The organism is Pseudomonas sp. LBUM1663 (genome assembly GCF_059695905.1).
The window spans coordinates 4,497,575-4,522,974 of the sequence record NZ_CP166792.1 but is presented as its reverse complement, the minus strand read 5'-3'; the positions used below and the strand labels follow the sequence as shown (position 1 = coordinate 4,522,974).

General features: G+C 63.5%; 4 protein-coding genes. All 4 read left to right on the top strand.

Features of this window, described 5'->3' with window-relative positions; translation table 11 throughout:
• The first annotated feature begins 92 nt into the window (after nucleotides 1–92).
• The 4 genes from ACA075_RS20670 to ACA075_RS20655 all read left to right on the top strand — a co-directional run bounded on the left by ACA075_RS20670 (nucleotide 93) and on the right by ACA075_RS20655 (nucleotide 25,248).
• The gene (locus ACA075_RS20670; protein WP_497295030.1) at nucleotides 93–1,265 is read left to right on the top strand and encodes an MFS transporter; all 1,173 of its coding nucleotides are present in this window, start codon (nucleotides 93–95) and stop codon (nucleotides 1,263–1,265) included.
• 239 nt (nucleotides 1,266–1,504) lie between these two features.
• Nucleotides 1,505–2,239 carry a thioesterase II family protein gene (locus ACA075_RS20665; protein ID WP_497295028.1) on the top strand — a complete coding sequence of 245 codons (735 nt, stop codon included), beginning with the start codon at nucleotides 1,505–1,507 and terminating at the stop codon, nucleotides 2,237–2,239.
• Nucleotides 2,240–2,509: 270 nt separating this feature from the next.
• Complete coding sequence (locus tag ACA075_RS20660; RefSeq protein ID WP_497295026.1) at nucleotides 2,510–13,477, top strand: amino acid adenylation domain-containing protein; 10,968 nt, start codon at nucleotides 2,510–2,512, stop codon at nucleotides 13,475–13,477.
• Nucleotides 13,477–25,248 (top strand): non-ribosomal peptide synthase/polyketide synthase, encoded by an 11,772-nt coding sequence (locus ACA075_RS20655; RefSeq protein ID WP_497295024.1) that lies wholly within the window; start codon nucleotides 13,477–13,479, stop codon nucleotides 25,246–25,248. Before ACA075_RS20660 ends, ACA075_RS20655 begins: the two co-directional genes overlap by 1 nt.
• The last annotated feature ends 152 nt before the right edge of the window (nucleotides 25,249–25,400 follow it).

Here is a 25,400-nt window from a genome sequence, read left to right as displayed (position 1 = left end):
TTTGAGCGACGTTCACATTCAACCAACAAATCCGGGCTTTGCCCTCGATCATTCTTATGGCAACTTGCTCGCCCCAGCTGAGACGTGACCCCATGGCCAACCCCTACCGCGACCTGTTCAAAGCCCCTGGCAGCCGAGCGTTCGTGCTGGCCGGGATGATCGCGCGCATGCCGATTTCCATGACCGGCATCGGCCTGATCACCATGCTTTCGCAACTGCAAGGCGGCTACGGTTTGGCCGGTGCGGTGGCCGCCACGTTTGCCCTGGCCACGGCGTTTTGTGCGCCCCAGGTCTCGCGGCTGGTGGATCGCTTTGGCCAAGGTCGGGTGCTGCCGGTTTCGGCGTTGATCGGTGGTGGGGCGTTGTTGCTGGTGTTGCTGTGCACCCGCTTGCAGGCGCCGAACTGGACGTTGTTTGTGTTCGCCGCGCTGTCCGGTTGCATGCCGAGCATGTCGGCGATGGTCCGTGCGCGCTGGACCGAGGTGTATCGCGGCCAGCCCGAGCTGCAAACCGCTTACGCATTGGAGTCAGTGCTGGACGAATTCTGCTTTATTGTCGGGCCGCCGCTGTCGGTGGGGTTGTGCGTGGTAGCGTTTCCCGAGGCCGGTCCGTTGGCGGCGTTGCTGATGCTGGCGATCGGGGTGACGGCGTTTGTCCTGCAACGGGACACCGAGCCGACGGTGCATCCCCATGAAGAACACCATCAAGGCTCGATCATCCGTTCGCTCGACATTCAACTGCTGATGCTGTTGATGGTCGCCATGGGCACCATCGTTGGCGTGGTGGACGTGGTCAGCGTGGCCTTCGCCCAGCAGCAGGGCCAGCCGGCAGCGGCGAGCATTGTGTTGTCGGTGTATGCCATCGGTTCCTGCCTGGCGGGATTGGCGTTCGGGGTGTTGCGCTCGAAAGTGCCGCTGCCGCGATTGTTCTTGTATGGCGGGGTGGCGACGGCGGTCACCACGTTGCCGTTGCTGCTGGCGACGAACATTCTCGGGCTGTCGCTGGCGGTGTTTGTCGCCGGGCTGTTCTTTGCGCCGACGCTGATTGTGGCGATGGCGTTGGTGGAGCGCATCGTGCCGCCGGCCAAACTGACTGAAGGCCTGACCTGGCTGGTCACCGGGCTGAGTATTGGCGTGGCAATCGGTGCGGCCGGCTCGGGTTGGCTGATCGATGCGTTTGGGGCCCGTAGCGGATTCTGGGTGGCGATTGCTGCCGGTGCGGTGGTCCTCGGTTCTGCAGTCCAAAGCTATCGTCACCTGAGATAAGCGAACCACAGAACCTGTGGTGAGGGAGCTTGCTCCCGCTGGGTCGCGAAGCGGCCCCAAAACCATTCACTGAGATTTTTCAGATACACCGCATCCACCCGTTTTACGACTGCTGCGCAGCCGAGCGGGAGCAAGCTCCCTCGCCACAATGTCAGTGTTCGGCACTTCTACAACCTTGGGACTAATTCAAGGCCGGCCTCATCCGTTCTCTTGGTAGACAACTTTTCGAGGTAAGCCCGGTGACCCAGCTGACATTGCTGTGCCTGCCCTATTCAGGCGCGAGCGCCATGGTCTACAGCCGCTGGCGGCGCAAACTGCCGGAATGGCTCACGCTGCAGCCGGTGGAACTGCCGGGCCGTGGCGCGCGGTATGGCGAGCCGTTGCACACCGACATGCGACGCCTGGCGCTGCAGCTCGCCCAGGAACAAAAAGCCACGCTCAGGGCGCCATACGCATTGTTCGGTCATAGCCTGGGCGCGTTGCTGGCCTTTGAAATGGCCCATGCGTTTCGCTCGCTGGGCTGCCCGGAGCCAGTGGCGCTGTTCGCCTCGGGCACGGCCGCGCCGACGATGCGGGCGGACTACGATCGAGGTTTCGCAGAGCCCAGGACCGATGCCGAGTTGATCGATCAACTGCGCACCCTCAATGGCACCAGCGAAGAAGTGTTGGCCAATGAAGAGCTGATGAGCCTGACACTGCCGGTCCTGCGTGCGGACTTCCTGCTGTGCGGGCGCTTCGAACCGCAGCAGCGTCCTTTGCTCAAGTGCCCGGTGCACGTGCTCGGCGGCAAAGATGATCGGGCCACCACCGAGCAGTTGATCGGCTGGCGCAAGGAAACCCACGGCAGTTTTTCCGTGGACATGCTGGCCGGCGGTCACTTCTTTATCCATGAGCACGAGGCCAAGGTACTGCGGGTGATCAAGGATCAGCTCGACGTGCACCATCGCCGACATGGCTTGATGGCCGTCAGCTAACAGATCTCAAGCTTCACTCAATACCTGTGGGAGCGGCGGTGCGACGATTCGACTTGCCCGCGATAGCGGTCGAACATTCGGCATCAGTGTTGACTGATATGCCCCCATCGCGGGCAAGCTCGCTCCCACAATGATCGTCAGCGTGCTCACAGACTTCGTTTCAACCTCCTTCCTGATACTTGTTCTCATTCGCTAATTTTTCCGGCCTGCATTCGTTTTATAGGGACGACGTGCCTTTGTGCTTCCCGCCACTGATCCGGATGCTTAGAAATGAATGCTGAAGACTCCTTGAAACTTGCTCGCCGGTTTATCGGGTTGCCCCTGGAAAAGCGCCAGATGTTCCTTGCGGCCTTGCAAAAGGAAGGCGTTGATTTCGCCCGGTTCCCCATTCCTGCCGGCGTCGAAGCCGAGGATCGCCAGGCGCTGTCGTATGCCCAGCAACGCATGTGGTTTCTCTGGCATCTGGACCCGCAAAGTGGCGCCTACAACCTGCCCGGCGCGGTGCGTCTGACTGGGCGTTTGAGCCTGCCGGCGCTGGAACAGGCCTTCGCCAGCCTGGTGGCGCGTCACGAAACCCTGCGCACGGTGTTCCAGCGCCAGGCCGACGACACGTTGCTGCAAGTGCCGGCCAGCGCGCCGCTGGTCATCGATCAGGTGGATTTCAGTGCGTTACCGGCCGCTGAGCGCGAAGTGGCCGTCGCCAAGGCGGCCGAGCAGCAATCGGTGTTGCCGTTTGATCTGTCGGTCGGCCCGCTGTTGCGCGTCACCTTGCTCAAGCTCGCCGACGAAGAACACGTCCTGCTGCTGACCCTGCACCACATCGTTTCCGACGGCTGGTCGATGAACGTGCTGATCGATGAATTCATCCGCTGCTACGACGCCTTCGAGGCGGGCACGCAACCGCAACTCGCAGCGTTGCCGATCCAGTACAGCGACTACGCCTTGTGGCAGCGCCGCTGGCTGGAGGCGGGCGAACAGGCGCGCCAGCTCGATTACTGGCAGGCGCAACTGGGCGACGAGCACCCGGTGCTGGAACTGCCCACCGATCACCCGCGCCCGGCGATGCCGAGCTATCGCGGCACCCGTTACGAATTCGCGGTCGACGCGCAACTGGCCGAGCAGCTGCGGGCTACGGCGCAGAAGCACAACATCACCCTGTTCATGCTGTTGCTCGGCGCCTTCAATGCGCTGCTGCATCGCTACACCGGGCAGACCGACATCCGCGTCGGCGTGCCGATTGCCAACCGCAACCGCGGCGAAATCGAAGGTCTGATCGGCTTCTTCGTCAACACTCAGGTGCTGCGCACGAAGCTCGACGGCCAGACCCGCGTCGACGAATTGCTACGCACCATCAAGGAAACCGCCCTCGGCGCCCAGGCCCATCAAGATCTGCCATTCGAGCGCCTGGTCGAGGCGCTGAAACTCGAACGCAGCCTCAGCCACACGCCGCTGTTCCAGGTGATGTACAACCACCAGCCGCAGGTCGCGGACATTTCCACGGTCAGCACCGCCTCCGGCCTGGCGCTGGGCGTGATCGAGTGGGAAGGGCGCACCACGCAGTTCGACCTGACCCTCGACACCTATGAAAAGGGCGGTAAGTTGCACGCCGCGCTGACCTACGCCAACGACCTGTTCGACGCCGCGACCATCGCGCGCATGGCGCAGCACTGGACGCATCTGTTGCAGGGCATGGTCAGCGATTCACAGCAACGCATCAGCGATTTGCCGTTGTTGGAAAGCACCGAATACCAGCGCATCGTGCATGACTGGAATCGTGCCGATGAAAGCTTCCCGCAGGACCTGTGCATTCATGAACTGATCAGCCAGCAAGTCGCGGCCAGCCCGGACGCGTTGGCGGTGACTTTCGCCACCCAGCATCTGACCTACGCCGAACTCGACGGTCAGGCCAATCGCCTGGCCCACAAGCTGATCGAACTGGGCGTCGGCCCGGAAGTCAGGGTCGGCGTGGCCATGCAGCGTTCCGACAACTTGCTGGTCGCGCTGCTCGCCGTGCTCAAGGCCGGTGGCGCCTACGTGCCGCTGGACCCGGATTACCCGGCCGAACGCGTCGCCTACATGCTCGAAGACAGCCGCGCCCTGGTGCTGCTGACCGAGCAATCGGTTGCCGCGACATTGTCGGTGGCAGCCGATACCCAAGTGTTGCTGATGGACGATATGACGTGGGCCGCTTACCCAACCAGCGCGCCGGTCGCCCGCGTCACGCCGGACAACCTGGCCTACGTGATCTACACCTCCGGCTCCACCGGCAAACCCAAAGGCGTGGCCATCGCCCATCGCAACGTGCTGGCGCTGATCGACTGGTCTAAATCGGTGTACAGCCGCGAAGACATCCAGGGCGTGCTGGCCTCGACCTCGGTGTGCTTCGACCTGTCGGTGTGGGAGCTGTTTGTGACCCTGGCCAACGGCGGCTCGGTGATCATCGCCCGCAACGCCCTGGAACTGCCGCAACTGCCGGCCCGGGATCAGGTGCGCCTGATCAACACCGTGCCGTCGGCAATCAACGCCTTGCAGCGCGACGGGCAGATTCCGCCGAGCGTGCGCATCATCAACCTCGCTGGCGAGCCGCTGAAGCAAAGCCTCGTTGAGGCGCTGTATCAGCAGCCAACCGTCGAGCACGTCTACGACCTGTACGGTCCGTCGGAAGACACCACCTACTCGACCTGGACTCGCCGCGAGGCGGGCGGTCGCGCGAACATCGGCCGCCCGCTCAAGCACACCGCCAGCTATTTGCTGGATGCCGACCTGCAACCCGTGCCACAAGGCGTGTCCGCCGAGCTGTACCTGTCGGGCGCGGGCATCACCCGTGGTTACCTCGCACGTCCGGGCATGACCGCCGAAAAATACGTGCCGAACCCGTTCGCCAGCAACGGTGAACGCCTGTACCGCACCGGCGACCTGACCCGTTATCAGGCCGACGGCTCGCTGCAATATGTCGGACGCATCGACCATCAGGTCAAGGTTCGTGGCTTCCGCATCGAGCTGGGTGAAATCGAAGCGCGGCTGTTGCAGCAAGCGGCCGTGCGCGAGCTGGCGGTGTTGGCGCAGGACGGCGTCAACGGTCAGCAACTGGTGGCGTACATTGTGCCGACCGATCCGGCGTTGCTGGACGACGCGGATGCGCAAGCAACCCTGCGTGAATCCCTGAAAGCGGCATTGCGTCTGCACTTGCCGGACTACATGGTCCCGGCGTTCCTGCTGTTCCTCGCGCAGCTGCCGCTGACCCCCAACGGCAAACTCGACCGCAAGGCCTTGCCGGCAATTGATGGTTCGCAGCAACAGCGCGAACACGTCGCACCGCGCACGGCGATGGAAAAAGCCCTCGCCGCGATCTGGCAGGAAGTGTTGGCCATCGACAACGTCGGCCTTGAAGACAACTTCTTCGAGTTGGGCGGCGACTCCATCGTCTCGATGCAAGTGGTCAGCCGTGCGCGTCAGGCCGGGATCGTGTTGAGCCCCAAGGACCTGTTCCAGCACCAGACCGTCCGCAGCCTGGCCCAGGCTGCCCGCAGCGGCGAACAACCGCTGATCGATCAAGGCCCGGCCGTTGGCGCGGTGGCATTGGCGCCGGTACAACAGTGGTTCTTCGAACAATCGATCCCCGAGCGTCAGCACTGGAACCAGTCGCTGCTGCTGGTGCCGCGCGAGGCATTGAACGTCGAGATGCTGGATCGCGCGTTTGAGCAACTGTTGACCCATCACGACAGCTTGCGCCTGCGTTACGAGCAGACCGCTGAAGGCTGGCAGCAGGTCTATGCGGCGCCGACCACCGAGTCGGTGTTGTGGCAGCGTCAGGCGCAATCGGTCGAAGCGCTCAACGCGGTGTGCGATGAAGCCCAACGCAGCCTCGATCTGCAAAATGGCCCGTTGATCCGGGCGCTGCTGGTGGCGATGGCGGACGGTTCTCAGCGTCTGCTGCTGGTCGTCCATCACCTGGCGGTGGACGGTGTTTCCTGGCGCGTGCTGCTGGAGGATCTGCAGCAGTTCTACAGCGGCAGCGCCGTGAAGAGGGCGAAAACCAGCACTTATCAACGCTGGGTTGCCCGTCTGCAAGATCATTTGCCAGCGTTTGAAAACAGCCTCGGTCACTGGCAGGCCCGGCTGCGCGACGCACCGACCGATTTGCCGTGTGACCGTCCGAACGGCGCGCTGCAAAACCGCTTCGAGCACAAACTCGAGATCAAACTCGACGCCGAGCAAACCCGCAAACTGCTGCAACAGGCTCCGGCGGCGTATCGCACCCAGGTCAACGACCTGCTGCTGACTGCGCTGGCACGGGCGGTGTGCCGCTGGAGCGGGCAGGGCAGCACGTTGATTCAGCTCGAAGGCCATGGTCGTGAAGACCTGTTCGACGACATCGACCTGACCCGCACCGTCGGCTGGTTCACCAGCCTGTTCCCGGTCAACCTGATGCCGTCGAGTGACCTCGGCGCGTCGATCAAGACCATCAAGGAACAATTGCGCGCCGTGCCGGACAAAGGCCTCGGCTACGGCGCGCTGCGTTACCTCGGCACGCCGGCGATGCGCGCCGAACTGGCCGCGTTGCCGCAACCGCGCATTACCTTCAACTACCTGGGGCAGTTCGACCGTCAGTTCGACGATGCCGCGCTGTTCGTGCCGTCCACCGAAGGCAGCGGTGTGGCCCAGGATCCTTCGGCACCGTTGGGCAACTGGCTGACGGTCGAAGGCCAGGTCTACGGCGGCGAGTTGGCGCTGAGCTGGGGTTTCATCCGCGAGATGTTCGACACGGCGACCATCCAGCGTCTGGCGGACGATTACGCCCGGGAGCTCACTGCGCTGATCGATCATTGCTGCGCCCTCGAGATCGCCCAGGCCACGCCGTCGGATTTCCCGTTGGCGCGCATCAGCCAGACGCAACTCGACGAATTGTCGGTCGCGACTCTTGAAGACCTTTATCCCCTGTCGCCAATGCAGCAGGGCATGCTGTTCCACACCCTGTACGAGCCCGAAGTCGGCGCCTATATCAGCCAGTTGCGTCTGGACATTCAAGGCCTCGACCCGCAGCGTTTTGCCCACGCTTGGCAAACCGCGCTGGAGCGTCACGACATCCTGCGCAGCCGCTTCCACTGGCAAGGCCTCGACACCGCGCATCAGGCGATTGTCCGTCAGGTCGCGTTGCCGCTTGAAGTGCTGGACGCCACCGACACCGATGCGCTGGCCGACGCCGAACGTGCACAAGGTTTTGAATTGGGCAGCGCGCCGCTGTTTCGCTTGAAGCTGGTACGTATGGGGCCCAATAACTGGCACCTGATCTACACCAGTCACCACATTTTGATGGACGGCTGGAGCAACGCGCAGTTGCTCGCCGAAGTGATCCAGCACTATGCCGCCGGTCAGTCGCTGCCGGCGCCGACCGGGCAGTACCGCGATTACCTGGGCTGGTTGCAGCAGCAATCCGCCATCGCTGGCGAGCAATTCTGGAAAGCGGCATTGGCACCGCTGGAAGCGCCAACGTTGTTGGCCGAAGCGCTGCGCCCACCGGTAGGCGCCGAAGGCAGCGAGGAATACCGCGTCGCCCTCGACAGCCGCGCCACCCAGCGTCTGGCCGAGTTTGCCCGCCAGCAGAAAGTCACCCTCAACACCGTGCTGCAAGGGGCGTGGAGTCTGTTGCTGCATCGCTACACCGGTCAGGATTGCGTGGTGTTCGGGGCCACGGTCGCCGGGCGTTCGGCGCCGCTGCCGGGGATCGAAGAGCAACTCGGGCTGTTCATCAACACGCTGCCGCTAGTCTGCGCGATGCAGCCGGACTGCACCGTCAGCCAATGGCTGGGCGAGTTGCAAGGGCTGAACCTGGCCATGCGCGAATTCGAGCATGTGCCGCTTTACGACATTCAGGGTTGGGCGGGGCAGCAGGGTTCGGCGTTGTTCGACAGCCTGCTGGTGTTCGAGAACTTCCCGGTGGCCGAAGCATTGAAACAGGGCGCACCGGCCGGGTTGTCGTTCGGCAACCTGCACAATCACGAACGCACCCACTATCCGCTGACGTTGGGCATCGAATTGGGCGAAGGCCTGAGCCTGGATTTCAGCTACGACGCGGCGCGGTTCAGTGCTGCTCAGGTCGCTGAGTTGTCGGCCAATTTGCAGCACCTGCTGACGCAACTGGTGGCGCAGCCGGACGCGGCACTGGGCGCGCTGGAACTGCTCGACGTCGATGGCAAAAATGCGCTGCTCGCGATCAGCCAACCGCCGACAATCGAGTTGTCCACCGCACTTTTGGCCCACGAGCAGATCGCCGCGCAGGCCGCCGCGACCCCGGACGCGCTAGCGTTGCAGGTTGACGGCCAGTGCCTGAGCTACGCGCAATTGAACACTCAGGCCAACCGTCTGGCCCATCGTCTGATGGCCAACGGTGCCGGTCCGGGCAAGCGTGTCGGCCTGGCGCTGCACCGTGGCCCGCAGCTGATTGTCAGCCTGTTGGCGGTGCTCAAAAGTAGCGCCGCCTACGTGCCGCTCGACCCGAAATACCCGAACGAACGCATGGCCTACATGATCGACGACAGCCGTCTCGACGTGCTGCTGTGCGAACCCGGTCTGCTGGAAGACGTGCCGGGCGTGCGCCGTCTCAGCCTTGAGGACGGCACCGACTACCCCGACAGCAATCCGCACAACCACGCGGTCGCCGACGATCTGGCTTACATCATCTACACCTCCGGCTCCACCGGCCAACCCAAAGGCGTGGCCATCGCCCATGCCGCGCTGCGCGAGTTCTGCCAGAGCGCCGCCGACTATTCGCTGTTGTCGGCGTCGGATCGCGTGTTGCAGTTCGCGACCTTCAGCTTCGACGGTTTCGTCGAGCAGTGCTTTCCGGCGCTGTGCGTCGGCGCGGCGTTGATCATGCGCGGTGATGAGGTGTGGGACGCCGGTCGTCTCTCTGCCGAAATCGTTCAGCACGGCGTAACCGTGGCGGACTTGCCGGCCGCTTACTGGTATTTGCTGGCCCGCGAAAGCGCGAGCGGCGTGGTCAGCGGTCTCGGTGCTTTACGCCAGGTTCACGTCGGCGGCGAAGCGATGTCGGTTGAAGGTCTGCGCTTGTGGCATCAGGCCGGTTTGAGTCCTGTGCGATTGCTCAACACCTACGGTCCGACCGAGGCGACCGTGGTGTCCAGCGTGCATGAATGCCGTCTCGACGATGCCAGCGATGCGTTCGGCATTCCGATCGGTCGCGCCATCACCGGACGTGCGCTGTATGTGCTGGACGCGGCGGGTCAATTGCTGCCGTCCGGCGGTGTCGGTGAACTGTGCATCGGCGCTTCGGCCTGCCTAGCTCAAAGCTACTTTGACCGCCCGGCGCTGACTGCCGAACGTTTCCTGCCGGACCCGTTTGCCCGTGAGCCGGGCGCGCGGCTGTACCGCAGCGGCGATCTGGCGCGTTACAACGCCGAAGGGCATCTGGAATACGTCGGCCGCATCGACCATCAGGTGAAGATCCGTGGTTTCCGCATCGAAACGGGTGAAATCGAAGCCTGCCTGCAAGCCCGTGAAGACGTGCGCGAAGCGGCGGTCATCGCTCAGGACGGCACGCAACTGGTGGCGTACATCGTGGCCAACGGCGCGATGGCTTCTGAAGCTGAATATCTGGAAAGCCTAAAAGCCGCTCTGCGTCAGTCGCTGCCGGAATACATGGTGCCGAATCACCTGATCCTGCTGCCGAAACTGCCGCTCAACAACAACGGCAAACTGGATCGCCGAGCCTTGCCGCGTGCCGAGGCCAGCGATGCCCAGCGCGACTTCGTGGTTCCGGCCGAAGGGCTGGAAACGCAACTGGCGCTGATCTGGCAGGACGTGTTGCAGGTCGAGCAAGTCGGTCGCGACGACAACTTCTTCGAACTGGGCGGGCACTCGTTGCTGGTGCTGCAAGTGATCTCGCGGGTGCGTCAGCAGTTGCAGCTCGAACTGTCGGTGGGCAGCCTGTTCTCGGCCGCGAATCTGGCGGAGTTTGCCGAGCGGGCTGCACTGGTGAATGTCAGCGGTCAACCTTTGCTGCAACAAGCTGCGGTCGATCAGCTGCCGATCCTGTCTTACGCTCAACAGCGCCAATGGATTCTCTGGCAGCTGGACCCACAAAGCCCGGCCTACAACATTCCCGCCGCGCTGCGCCTCAAAGGCCCGCTGAACCGCGACGCCTTGCGCGAAGCCTTCGCCCGGTTGCAGGCCCGTCACCAGACCCTGCGCACGACGTTCGAACAGGATGGTCAGCAGGCGCGCCCGGTGCTGCACGACTACCTGGCGCTGCAACTGGAACACCGCACGCTCGATCAGTCTTCGGTCGATACGGCGGTGGCCGAAGAAATCGCCCGCCCGTTCGACCTGCGCAACGGTCCGCTGTGGCGCGTGCTGCTGCTGCAAGCGAACACCGACGAACACGTGCTGGTGCTGACCGTGCACCACATCGCCGCCGATGGCTGGTCGATGCAGGTCATGGTCGATGAATTCAGCGCGTTGTATCAGGCAGCCGTAGAAGATCGTGCTGCCGATCTGAATAGCTTGCCAGTGAACTACAGCGACTACGCCCGCTGGCAGCGCGACTGGCTGGAGGCAGGCGAGGGCGCACGTCAACTGACGTGGTGGCGCGAGCAACTGGCCGGCAGCCAGGCACCGCTGGAATTACCGAGCGAACTGACCCGTCCGGCCCGTCGCACCGAGCGCGGTGCCAGCCTGATGCTCAACGTGGATCGCGAGTTGCTCGGCGGTTTGCGTCAACGCGCCCAGGAACAACAAGTGACCTTGTTCATGTTGTTGCTGGCGAGTTTCCAGACCTTGCTGCATCGCCAGAGCGGGCAGTCGAGCATCAGCGTCGGCGTGCCGAGCGCCGGTCGTTCGCGCCTCGAAACCGAAGGCCTGATCGGCTTCTTCATCAACACCCAGGTGTTGCGTGCCGAGATCGACGGGCAGCAGCCCTTCAGCACCTTGCTGCAACACGTCAAACAAGTTGCATTGGGCGCGCAGGCTAATCAAGACTTGCCGTTCGAGCAGTTGGTCGATGCCTTGCAGCCAGATCGCAGCCTCAATCACAGCCCGTTGTTCCAGGTGCTCTACAACCACCAGCAGCAGTTGGGCGCGAGTGTCGAGCGCACGGTTGCAGATTTGCAGGTCGAGCGCCTGCACTGGCAGCAACACACCACGCAATTCGACCTGGTGCTCGACACTCAGGAGCAGGGCGAAACACTCGATGCCAGCCTGACCTACGCCACCGATCTGTACGACGAAGCGTCGATGCAGCGCCTCGCCGAGCAGTGGTTGAACCTGCTGCGCGCGGTGGTCAGCGATCCACAGCAACGCGTCGCCGAACTGCCGATCATTGATGGGGCGCAGCAAGCTGCCCTGGTGCAGCACTGGAATCCTGCGTTCCAGGCACAACCGACGTCGCCGACCTTGCATCAATTGTTCGAAGCGCAAGCCGCACAACGGCCGAACGCTGTTGCACTGACTTACGAAGGCGAGCAACTGACCTACGCCGCGCTCAACGCCCAGGCCAACCGACTGGCGCGCAAACTGCGCGAGCAGGGCGTCGTCCCCGAAGTGCGGGTTGGCATCGCCACCGAGCGGGCGATGCCGCTGGTGATCGGCTTGCTGGCGATTCTCAAGGCCGGCGGCGCCTACGTGCCGCTCGACCCGCAATACCCGGCCGAGCGCCTGAGCTACATGATCGAAGACAGCGGCATCACGCTGCTGCTGACTCAACAACACTTGATCGACGGTTTGCCAGCCCGCGACGGCGTGCAGGTGCTGAGCCTGGAATCGTTGCAGCTGGATGGGTTCAGTGACGCCAACCTGCCAGCGCTGGCAACCCCGGACAACCTCGCCTACGTGATCTACACCTCCGGTTCCACCGGTCGGCCAAAGGGCGCATTGCTCAGCCATGGCAACGTCGGGCGTCTGCTCACGGCCACTGCTGGCGAGTTCAACTTCGGTCCGGACGATGTCTGGACGCTGTTCCATTCCTATGCCTTCGACTTCTCGGTGTGGGAGCTGTTTGGTTCGTTGTGCACCGGTGGGCGTCTGGTGATCGTGCCGTATTACATCAGCCGCGAGCCGCAAGAATTCCATCGGTTGCTCTGTGATGAGGGCGTGACGGTGTTGAACCAGACCCCGACCGCGTTCCGCCAATTGCTGCCGGTTGCCTGCACCAGCCCACGAAACATGGCGCTGCGCCAGGTGATTTTCGGCGGCGAAGCCCTCGAAGTCGCGAGCCTGCGTCCCTGGTTCGAACGCTTCGGCGATCAGCAGCCAACCCTGGTCAACATGTACGGCATCACCGAAACCACGGTGCACGTGACCTACCGCGCCATCCGTCTGGCGGATCTCGACGGCAAGGCCCAGAGCCCGATCGGCCTGCCGATCCGCGACCTGCGCTGGTACTTGCTCGACAGCCAGTTGCAGCCAGTGCCGGTGGGCGTGGCGGGCGAGTTGTACATCGCTGGCGCCGGTCTTGCGCGGGGTTATCACGGGCGTTTCGGCCTCACCGCCGAGCGTTTTGTGCCGAGCCCGTTCGACGCCTCGCAGCGGCTCTATCGCAGCGGCGACCTGGCGCGTCAGCGTGCCGACGGCAGCATCGATTACCTCGGGCGCATCGACCAGCAAGTGAAGATCCGTGGTTTCCGCATCGAGCTGGGCGAAATCGAAGCCGCGCTGCTGGCCCAGCCGGGCGTGCGTCAAGCGGTGTTGAGCGTGCATTCGAGCGACGGCGGGCCGCAGCTCTGCGCCTACGTTGTCGCCGAGCAGACCCCGACTGACCCGATCGCCTGGCGCGACAACCTGCGCGCCGCGCTCAAGGTGGATCTGCCGGATTACATGGTGCCGAGCCATTGGCTGCTGCTCGACGCCTTGCCACTGACCGGCAACGGCAAGCTCGACCGCAAGGCGCTGCCGGTGCCGGATGCCCAGGAATGGCAACGTCCATTCGAAGCCCCCGAGGGCGACCTCGAACAGCAACTGGCCGCGATCTGGGCCGACGTGCTGGGCGTGGCGCAGATCGGCCGACGCGACAACTTCTTTGAATTGGGCGGGCATTCGCTGCTCGCCGCCCAGGCCAGTGCCCGTGTGGAACTGGAACTGGGCATCGAGCTGCCGCTGCGCGCGCTGTTCGAATCCACCGACCTTCAAGCTTATGCCGCCATGGCTGGGCAACACGCCCCGGCTGACAACGATGCACGTCTTGATGCGCTTGAGTCGCTTCTCGACGAGATGGAGATCAATTGATGGAACGCACCACTGCCCAGCGCATCGCCAGCCGCTTTGTCGGCCTGCCTGCCGACAAACGCCGCGAATTTTTGGCCCGAATGCAAGAGCAGGGCGTGAGCTTCGGCCAACTGCCGATTCCGCCTGCCGCCGAGCCGCAAACCACCTTCGAACTGTCGTACGCGCAGCAACGCCAATGGTTCCTCTGGCAACTTGATCCACAGAGCTCGGCGTACAACATTCCGGCCGCCTTGCGTTTGCACGGGCCGCTGAATGTCGCGGCGTTGCAGCAGAGTTTCGATGGGCTGCTGGAGCGGCATCAGAGCCTGCGCAGCCGTTTCGTCGAAGACGACGGGAAGGTCGTGCAGACGCTGGCCGAGTTCACCTCGCTGCCCATCGAACAAATTGACCTGCGCGGCGAACCTCAGGATCAGCGCCTCGATCAGGCGATGAACAGCGTCGAACAGGACGTCGCCCGGCCGTTTGATCTGCAGCACGGTCCGTTGTTGCGGGTCACCTTGTTGCAGCTCGACACCGAAGACCACGTGCTGTTGCTGACCCTGCACCACATCGTCACCGATGGCTGGTCGATGGGCGTGCTGGTTGAAGAGTTTTCCCGGCTCTACGCCGCGCATTGCCAAGGCCGGAACGCTGCGCTGGAAGCCTTGCCGATCCAGTATTCCGACTACGCGATGTGGCAACGCCGCTGGATGGAAGCGGGGGAGCTGGAGCGTCAACTCAACTGGTGGCGTGAAACCCTGAGCAGCGAACAACCACTGCTGGAATTGCCGACTGACCGTCCACGCCCGGCGCAACCGAGCCAGCGCGGTGCGCGTCTGGATTTCGCCCTCGACGCGACCTTGGCCCACGGCCTGATGAGCCTGGCCAAACAGCGCGGCGTCACGCCGTTCATGCTGTTGCTGGCGAGTTTCCAGGCGCTGCTCTATCGCTACAGCGGCCAGTCCGATCTGCGCGTTGGTGTGCCGATTGCCAACCGCAATCGTGCGGAAACCCGTGGCCTGATCGGCTTCTTCGTCAACACCCAGGTGATGCGTGCCGAGCTCGATGGACGTCTGCCGTTCAGCCAATTGCTCGACCAGACCCGCGCGGCGTCGCTGGATGCCCAGGATTATCAGGACTTGCCGTTCGAGCGACTGGTGCAGGCGCTGCAAGGTGAACGCAGCCTGAGCCACAGCCCGCTGTTCCAGGTGATGTTCAACCACCAGCAAGCCAAACCGGCGGCGGTCAGCGGCTTGCTCGCCGGACTGCGCGTCGAGGCATTGAACGCCACGGCGCACACCACCCAATTCGACCTGCAACTGGACACCCAGGAGGAGGGCGACAAGCTGTTCGCCAGCCTGACTTACGCCACCGATCTGTTCGACGCTGAACGCATCGAGCACCTCGCACGTCACTGGCGCAACCTGTTGGCCGGTGTACTCGCCAATCCGCAATGCCCGCTCGCGGAGCTGCCATTGTTGGACGCCGATGAGCGTCTGCGCATTCTCGATGACCTAAACGACACCGCTCAGGCCTATCCGGGCGAAGCCTGCGTGCAGCGGCATTTCGAAGAACGCGTGGTTGAAAACGGTGAAACGACGGCGTTGGTGTTCCAGGGCCAGTCCCTGAGTTACGCCGAGCTGAACCTGCGCGCCAACCGCTTGGCCCATCACTTGCGTGCCCAGGGCGTCGGCGCGGAAGTAATCGTAGGGATTGCCTGCGACCGTTCGTTCGAAATGGTCGTCGGCCTGTTGGCGATTCTCAAGGCGGGCGGCGCGTATGTGCCGCTGGACCCGGAATACCCGGTTGATCGTCTGAGCTACATGATCGAAGACAGCGGCATCTCCTTGTTGCTGACCCAGGAACATTTGCTGGCGCAACTGCCGACCCCGGACAACGTACGCACCCTGTGCCTGCACGCCGAGGCCGATTGGCTGAGCGATTTGCCGGGCACCGATCTGCCGAACCTTGCGGTCGCAGAAAACCTCGCCTACGTGATTTACACCTCCGGCTCCACCGGCAAACCGAAAGGCGCCGGCAACCGCCATGTGGCGCTGCATAACCGTCTGGAGTGGATGCAGGAAGCCTACAACTTGCAGCCGAGCGACCGCGTGCTGCAAAAGACGCCGTTCAGTTTCGACGTGTCGGTGTGGGAGTTCTTCTGGCCGCTGATGAAAGGCGCCACCCTGGTCATTGCCGCCCCCGGCGAGCACCGCGATCCACAACGCCTGGCCGCGTTGATCGTCGAGCAGTCGATCACAACGCTGCACTTCGTGCCGTCGATGCTCTCCGCATTCATCGGTGCCGACGAGGCGCTGGCCTGCACCTCGTTGCAGCGGATCATTTGCAGCGGTGAAGCGCTGCCGATGGAGCTGCAACGCCAGACGTTGCGCAGTCTGCCGCAAGCCAGGCTCTACAACCTCTATGGCCCAACCGAAGCGGCCATCGACGTGACCCACTGGACCTGCGTGGAAGAAGGCCGCGACAGCGTGCCGATTGGCCGTCCGATCGCCAACCTGCGCACCTGCATCCTCGACAGCGAACTGCAACCGTTACCGCTGGGTGCGGTGGGCGAGTTGTACCTGGGCGGCGTCGGCCTGGCGCGCGGTTACCACCGTCGTGGTGCGCTGACCGCCGAGCGTTTCGTGGTCGACCCGTTTGGCAGCGGCGAGCGCCTGTACCGCACCGGTGACCTGGCACGCTATCGCGCTGACGGTGCCATCGACTACTGCGGGCGCATCGACCACCAAGTGAAGATTCGCGGTTTGCGTATCGAGCTGGGCGAAATCGAAGCGCGCCTGCAAGAACATACCGAGGTGCAGGAAGCCGTGGTGCTGGCCCTCGATGGCCCGAGCGGGAAGCAACTGGTTGCGTATATCGTGCCGCAAGATCGAGCCTTGGTCAGCGTCGATGCCGAGCAACAAGGCGCCTGGCGTGAAACCCTGAAAAGCCATCTGCTGGCGAGCCTGCCGGACTACATGGTGCCGGCGCAGACCGTGCTGATCGAGCAAATGCCCCTGAGCCCCAACGGCAAACTCGACCGCAAACGCCTGCCCGCGCCGACCGCGCAGATCAGCCAACGTGCCTTCGAAGCGCCACGCAGCGAACATGAGCAGGTGCTGGCGCAGATCTGGCAGGACGTGTTGGGCGTGGAGCAGGTCGGGCGTCAGGACAACTTCTTTGAACTGGGCGGCGACTCGATCATTTCCATCCAGGTGGTCAGCCGCGCCCGTCGCGCCGGCCTGAGCCTGCAACCCCGTGACCTGTTCCAGCAGCAAACCTTGCAAGCGCTGGCCGCCGTGGTCAAAGAACAAGCGGCACCGCTGGCGCAACAAGGGCCGGTCGACGGCGTGCAAAAACTCACGCCGATTCAGCGTTGGTTCTTCGACGAGCCGATCCCGCAACGCGCGCACTGGAACCAGGCGGTGTTGCTGACAACCCGCGAAACCCTCGAATTGCCGCGCCTGCAAGCGGCGCTGCAACGCTTGCTCAAGCAGCACGATGCCCTGCGTTTGCGTTTGCGTTTCAGTCAGGTCGATGGTCAATGGTCGGCGCGTTATGTCGGCTCGGACAGCGCCGATGTCATCGACATGCTCTGGACCGCTCGCGTCGCCAATGAGGCCTCACTGGAATCGGTGTGCGACGAAGCGCAACGCAGCCTCAGCCTGCAAGACGGGCCGTTGCTGCGCGTCGCGTTGATTGCTCAGGCCGATGGCTCGCAGCGGTTGCTGTTGGTGATCCATCACCTGGCGGTAGACGGTGTGTCGTGGCGGGTGTTGCTGGAAGATTTGCAAGCCGCTTACCAAGGGCAAGAACTGCCACCGAAGACCAGCGCTTTCCAGGCCTGGGCCGACAAACTCGAGGTGTACGCACGCTCCGAAGCGGCTGCCGGTGAACTGAACTGGTGGCAGGCGCAACTGAGCGGCGCCAATGATTCGCTGCCCGCTGCCAATGCCCAAGCCAGTCAGGCCGGGCATCTGCGCCAGGGCGTGAGTATCGGCCTGGACCGCGAGCAAACCCGCCAGTTGCTTCAACAGGCGCCAGCGATTTACCGCACGCAGGTCAACGATTTGCTCCTGACCGCACTGGCCCGCACCCTCAGCCGCTGGACCGGCGACGCCTCGGCGCTGATTCAGCTTGAAGGCCACGGTCGCGAAGAGCTGTTCGACGACATCGACCTGACCCGCACCGTCGGCTGGTTCTCCAGCCTGTTTCCGGTACGCCTGACGCCGACCGCCGACCTGGCGGGCTCGATCAAGGCGATCAAGCAGCAACTGCGCGAAATCCCCGGCAAAGGCATGGGCTACGGCCTGCTGCGCTACATGGGCGATGCCTCGACCCAAGCGGCGTTGGCGGCGTTGCCGCAAGCGCGCGTGACCTTCAACTACCTCGGGCAGTTCGACCAGAGCTTCGCCGAAGACGCCCTGTTCAAACCGGCCACGGAATCCAGCGGTGCTGCGCAATCGGCGGATGCACCGTTGCCGAACTGGTTGTCGGTGGACGGTCAGGTGTATGGCGGCGAACTGAAACTCGACTGGACCTTCAGCCTCGAATGCTTTGACCAACGTGAAATCGAAGCACTGGCCGCAGATTATCAACGCGAATTGCTGGCGCTGATCGCCCATTGCCTGAGCGACGGTGCGGGCGGCGTAACCCCGGCGGACTTCCCGCTGGCACGCCTGACCCAGGCGCAACTCGATGGATTGCCGGTGCCGCCGGCACAGATCGAAGACCTGTACCCGCTGTCGCCGATGCAGGCCGGTTTGCTGTTCCACAGCCTGTACGAGTCGGAGTCCGGCGCGTACGTCAATCAGCTCAGCGTCGAAGCCCGTGGCCTCGACGCCGAACGTCTTGGCCGCGCCTGGCAAGCGGTGCTCGACACCCATCCGATCCTGCGCAGCAGTTTCCACTTCCCGGAGGGCTTTGAGGCGCCGGTGCAATTGGTCCATCGTCATCTGCAACTGCCGATGACGTGCCTCGACTGGCGTGGCCGCAGCGATCAGGCCGACGCATTGATTGAGCTGATCGACAATGAGCGCCTGCAACTCGATTCGACCCGGGCGCCATTGATGCGCCTGACGCTGGTGCGGCTGGACGATGACCGTCAGCAACTGATCTACACCCACCATCACCTGTTGCTGGATGGCTGGAGCAACTCGCTGCTGCTGAGCGAGGTCTTGCAGCGTTATGCCGGGCAGGATGTGCAGGCACCGACCGGGCGTTTCGCCGATTACATTGGCTGGCTGCAACGTCAGGATGCGCACGCCGACGAGATCTTCTGGCGCGAGCAGCTGGCGACCCTCGACAACCCGACGTTACTGGCGCAGAGCCTGGCCCATGGCGACGGTAAACATCTGTCGACGATGGAGTTTGCCGACCATCGCCAGACCTTCGACGTCGCTACCAGCCAACGCTTCAGCGAGTTTGCCCGTCAGCAAAAAGTCACCCTCAACACGTTGGTGCAAGGGGCGTGGGCGCTGTTGCTGCAACGCTACAGCGGCCAGCGCAGTGTCGCGTTCGGCGCGACCGTGGCGGGGCGTCCGGTGGACTTGCCGGGTGCCGAAAGCCAGCTCGGTCTGTTCATCAACACCTTGCCGGTGATCAGCAGCCCGGACGCGGTCGAAAGCGTCGGCCAATGGTTGATCCGCTTGCAGGCGCAGAACCTCGAATTGCGTGAGCATGAATTCACCGCCCTCGGCGACATTCAGCGCTGGGCCGGGCGTGCCGGTGAGCCGCTGTTCGACAGCCTGCTGGTGTTCGAAAACTTCCCGGTCGCCGAAGCGCTGCAACAAGGCGCGCCGGCCGGCTTGAGCTTCTCGATTCCGCAGAACCATGAGCGCACCAACTTTCCGCTGACCCTGGCGGCCACCGCCGAACGTCAGTTGAGCCTGAACTGGAGCTTCCAGTGCGCGCATTTCAGCAACGAAGCGATTGTTCGCATGAGCGAGCATCTGGCCGCGCTGCTGGCGGCGATGGTCGCCGCACCAAACGCTGCGTTGAGTGAACTGGACCTGCTGACCGCGCCGGAGCGCGCACAACAACTGGTGGAGTGGAACCCGGCATTCACGGCCGCGCAAAACCCGCTCTGCGTGCATCAGTTGATCGAGGCTCAAGCGGACATACGCCCGGACGCCACAGCGCTGATCTTCAACGATCTGGAATTGAGCTTCGACCAGCTCAACCGCCGCGCCAACCAATTGGCCCATCGTCTTCGCGCACTGGGCATTGGCCCGGAAGTGCGGGTTGGCCTGGCGATGCAGCGTTCGCCGGAAATGATCGTTGGCCTGCTGGCGATCCTCAAGGCCGGCGGCGCCTACGTGCCGCTGGACCCGGCTTACCCGACGGAACGCCTGCGTTACCTGATGGAAGACAGCGGCATTTCGCTAATGATCAGCCAGTCGTGGCTGCGGGAAAAACTGCCGTTGCCCGAAGGCCTGCCGGTGCTGGAAATCGACCGCGAGCCGCTGGAGTCCATGGCGGACAGCAATCCGGTCAACCTGACCTGCGGCGAAAACCTCGCGTACCTGATTTACACCTCGGGCTCCACCGGGCGGCCAAAAGGCGTCAGCGTGGCCCACGGTCCGCTGGCCATGCATTGCCTGTCGATCGGCGAGTTGTACGGCATGACCCCGGACGACCGCGAGTTGCAATTCGCCTCGATCAGCTTCGACGGTGCCCACGAACGCTGGCTGACGCCGCTGGTGTTCGGTTCGGCAGTCATGCCACGCGACGACGAGTTGTGGAGCGTGGAGCGCACCTGCGCGGAGATCGAAAAACACGGCATCACCATTGCCTGTTTCACCCCGACCTACCTGTCGCAAATCGCCGATTTCATGGGCGAAGCGGGGCGTGATTTGCCGATCCGTTCCTACACCCCGTGCGGCGAAGGCATGGCGAAGCACGCGTTCGATGAAGTCCAGCGAGTGCTGCAACCCAAGCGTCTGATCAACGGCTACGGTCCGACCGAAACGGTGATTACGCCGCTGATCTGGCTGGCGTACCCGGATACCGAATTCGACTCGGCGTTCATGCCGATTGGCCGGCCGGTGGGGAACCGCAGCGCTTACATTCTGGACGGCGGTTTGCAACCGTTGCCGGTGGGCGTCGCGGGCGAGTTGTACCTGGGTGGCGAAGGCGTTGCCCGTGGTTACCATCAACGTCCGGACCTGACCGCTGAACGCTTCGTGCCGGATCCCTTCGTGCCGGGTGCGCGTTTGTACCGTAGCGGCGACCTCGCGCGGTTCCGTGCCGACGGCGTCGTTGAATACCTTGGGCGTATCGACCAGCAAGTGAAGATTCGCGGCTTCCGTATCGAACTCGGCGAAATCGAAGCCTGCCTGCTGGAACACGAAGGCGTGCGTGAAGCCTTCGTGATCGACCGCGAAGGGCCGGTGAGCCGCCAGTTGGTCGGTTACGTGGTGCCACGCGATCCGCTTGCCGATGAGCAGGATCTGCGTGAAGCGCTGACGGCTCACCTGCGCAGCCGTCTGCCGGCGCACATGCTGCCGGCGCATTTGATGTGCCTGGCCGCGTTGCCGCTGACGCCGAACGGCAAGCTCGATCGCCAAGGCCTGCCGGCGCCGGAAGCCACGCGGCAGAATCACGATCACGTGGCCGCCGCGTCGCCCGCCGAAGCCTTGCTGGTGGAAATCTGGCAGGAACTGCTGGGGCTGGAGTCGGTGGGCGTCACCGAGAACTTCTTCGAGCTGGGCGGTGATTCGATCATCTCGCTGCAAGCGGTGAGCCGTGCCGGGCAGCGCGGGCTGGTGTTCAGCCCCAAACAACTGTTCGAGCAGCAGACCATCCGTGCACTCGCCGCCGTCGCCAGCCGCCGTGAAGCAACGCTGATCGAAGCGTACAAAGTCGAAGCTTTCTCGCTGGTGCCGCACATCGACATCGCTGCCCGTGAAGGTCTGCAAGACCTGTATCCGCTGTCGCCGATGCAGCAAGGCATGCTGTTCCATTGCCTCGATTCACCGGAGCTCAACCCCTACGTCAACCAGCTGAGCGTGGCGGTCGATGGCTTGCAGGTGCCGCGTTTCCGTGCGGCCTGGCAGACGCTGGTCGAGCGTCATGAAGTGCTGCGCGCCGCTTTCCGCTGGCGCGATGGGTTGGCCGATCCGCTGCAAGCGGTGTTCGCCGATGTTGAATTGCCGATCGAAGAACTCGACTGGCGCGACCGTACCGACACCGAGCAGGCGCTGAGCGAACTGGCGGCTGCGGAACAGGCCAAGGGCTTCGACCTGAGCTGCCCGCCGTTGATGCGTTTCATCCTGGTGCGTCTGGGCGATGACCGTTACCAGATGATCTGGATCTACCATCACCTGTTGCTGGACGGCTGGAGTGCTTCGCGCCTGTTGGGCGACATGCTGCGCCTGTACCACAACGACAGCCTGCCGACCCTGACCGGTCGCTACGCCGACTACATCGCCTGGCTGCAACGCCAGGACGGTGCGCAAGCCGAAGGCTTCTGGCGTGAGCGCCTGGCGCTGCTTGAAGAACCGACCATTCTGGCCAAGGCTTCCGGTGCCGCAGGTTCCGGTCACGGCGTGATGTACAGCAACCTCGACGCCGAGGCGACGCGCAAACTGCACAGCTTCGCCAAGCGTCAACGCGTGACACTGAACACGCTGGTACAAGGCGCATGGCTGCTGTTGCTGCAACGCCACAGCGGTCAGCGCAGTGTCGCGTTCGGCGCCACGGTGGCGGGGCGCCCGACCGGGCTGGCCGGGGCGCAGGACATGCTCGGCCTGTTCATAAACACCTTGCCGGTGATTCAGACCCTCGACCCGCAACAGCCGTTGGGCGAGTGGCTGCGCGACTTGCAGGATTACAACCTGATGGTGCGCGACTACGAACACACGCCGTTGTCGGACATTCAGCGCTGGGCCGGGCAGGGTGGCCAGGGCTTGTTCGACAGCATCATCGTCTTTGAAAACCATCCGGTGGACCGTGCCTTGAAAGGGGGCGAGGAAGGTGAGCTGCGCTTTGCCGAAGTCGGCAGCGGCGGGGTGACCAACTTCCCGATGGACTTGATGGTCAGCGCCAACGAAGAAGGCCTGGAAGTCGAATACCTGTTCCTGCGTGATCGCTTCAGTGACGTTGAAGTCGAGCGGATTCGTGCGCAGCTGGAAGGGTTGTTGCGTGCGTTGCCGGAGGATGCTTCCTGCCTGCTCGGCAATATCGGCTTGCCGCAAGCGCGTTTGAGTCTGCCGCAGGCGTCTGACAACAGCGCTGATTTACTTCACGCGTTCAATCAACACGTCAAAGCGCAGCCGCAGAAAATCGCCTTGATCTGTGAAGATCGCGAAGTCAGTTACGCCGAGCTTGAGGCGCAGGCCAATGGGCTGGCGCAGCAGTTGATCACTCGCGGTATTGGCCCTGAGAGTCTGGTGGCGGTAGCGTTGCCGCGTTCCGAGCGCACCATCGTCGCGTTCCTTGCGGTGCTCAAGGCGGGGGCGGCTTACCTGCCTTTGGACCTGGCGTACCCGGCCGAGCGACTGGCCTACATGCTGAGCGATTCGGCAGCCAGCCTGTTGCTCTGCGACAGCAATCTGGGTGGTCGACTGACCCTGGCCGACAGCCCGCCACGTCTGCTGCTGGATCAATTGAGCGTTGCCGACAACGTTGCGTGCCCGGTTTCCCATCCGTTGCCGGGGCACCTGGCGTACCTGATTTACACCTCCGGTTCCACGGGCCAGCCGAAAGGCGTGGCCGTGGCGCGGGGGCCGATTGCCCGGCATTGCCGCGGCATCATCGAACTCTACGAGTTGGCACCGCGCAGCCGTGAGTTGCACTTCATGTCGTTCGCCTTCGATGGTGCGCAGGAGCGTTGGCTGAGTGTGATGCTGGCCGGTGGCAGCCTGGTGATCCGCGAGGACAGTTTGTGGACCCCGGAGCAAACCCTCGAAGTGATGCAGCGTCACGGCGTCACCGTGGCCTGCTTCCCGCCGGCGTACCTGCAACAGATGGCCGAAGTGGCTGAGCGCCTGGGTAATCCGCCAGCCGTCGAGGTTTATTGCTTTGGCGGCGACGCGGTGCCGGAGGCCAGCTTCGAACAGGTCAAGCGCGCCTTGCGTCCGCAGCGTCTGGTCAACGGTTACGGGCCGACCGAAACCGTGGTCACGCCTTTGTTGTGGCGCGCCGAGGCCAGCGAAACCTGCGACGCGGCGTATGCACCGATTGGTCGTGGTGTGGCCGGGCGGGGTTTGTATGTGCTGGACGCCGACCTCAATCCGTTGCCGGTCGGTGTCAGTGGCGAGTTGTATTTGGGCGGCGAATGCCTGGCGCGCGGTTACCACCAGCGTCCAGGCATGAGCGGCGAGCGTTTCATTCCAGATCCGTTCGAGGCTGGTGGTCGCATGTACCGCACCGGCGACCTGGTGCGCCAGCGCGAGTGCGGGTTGATCGACTACCTGGGGCGGCTTGACCAGCAAGTGAAGATCCGTGGTTTCCGCATTGAGTTGGGCGAAATCGAAGCGCGTCTGCGCGATTGCGTCGGCGTTCAGGATGCGGCCGTGGTGGTGCACGACACGCCGACCGGCAAGCAATTGGTCGGTTATGTGGTGGCGACCGGTGCGGTCGGGCTGGATCGTCGCTTGAAGTCTGAACTGCAAGCGCAGCTGCCCGATTACATGGTGCCGGCGCGGATCATGGTGCTGGAGCGCTTCCCGCTGTCGGCCAACGGCAAGCTGGATCGTCGCGCACTGCCGACGCCTGAATGGGCGCTTGGCGGCTATCGCGCCCCGCGCAGCGATCTGGAAACCGCGTTGACCGCAATCTGGCAAGAGGTGCTGGGCGTGCCGCAAGTGGGCATCGACGACAACTTCTTTGAACTGGGTGGCGACTCGTTGCAGGTGCTGAAAGTCATCTCGCGGGTGCGCAGTCAGCCGCAACTGGGCTTCGAGTTGAAGCTGCGAGACCTGATGCAGAAACCGTGCATCGCCGAACTCAGTGGCTATCAGGCGGCCGAACCGGTTGCAGCGGCGCCGGACCCACTGCTGGCGCTGAATGCGCGGATCCCCAATGTGCCGGCGCTGTTCTGCCTGCACGCCGGTTTCGGCACGGTGTTCGACTACGAACCGCTGGCCCGCCGACTGGAAGGACGGCGCACGGTGTACGGCGTGCAATGCCGCATGTTGCTTGACCCACACTGGCAGGACGAATCGCTGCTGGCCATGGCGCAAGCCTATGCGCAACGGATTCGCAGTCAGCAGGCCAAGGGGCCGTATTACTTGCTGGGCTGGTCGTTGGGCGGCGCGTTGACGCAGTTGGTAGCCCACGAATTGGAAAGCCAAGGTGAAACCGTGGCGTTTGCCGGGTTGGTCGACAGCTATGTAGCCGGCACCGCAGAAGCGGGGGACTGGCGCGAGGACCTCGGTGATTTCCTGAAGTTTGTGCTCGGTTTGCCCGCCGATGAGGCTCAGGTGCTGATCGCGCTGAAAGCCGCTGGCTTGAGTGAACGCGAGGGCTCCACTGCCGTGATTGAAGCCGCCTTGCACGGTTCCAATGAACAAGCCGCATTGGGCGCGGGGGAGCTCACGCAGATCTTCGCCACCGGCTCGCGCCTCAAGCAACTGGCGCTGGCGCATCGGCAACTGCCGGCGATTAAGGCCTCGGCCCATCGTTGGTGGGTGGCCGAACGCGACGATGAGCGCCGGGTGTTCGAGGCTCAGGTTGGTGGTCATGGGGTTGATCGCTTGTTGGCTGGCGGGCACTACGAGCTGTTGCGTGGTGATGAGTTGCTTGATGAGCTGGAAGATTTGTTGGAACGACGCATGGTCACTGCATAAAAACAATTGTGGCGAGGGAGCTTGCTCCCGCTGGACTGCGCAGCAGTCCCCTTCTTCTTAGGGATAAGGGGGCCGCTTCGCCGCCCAGCGGGAGCAAGCTCCCTCGCCACAGGGTTCGCGTTGATCAGAATATTTTGTATTGCTCGATTATT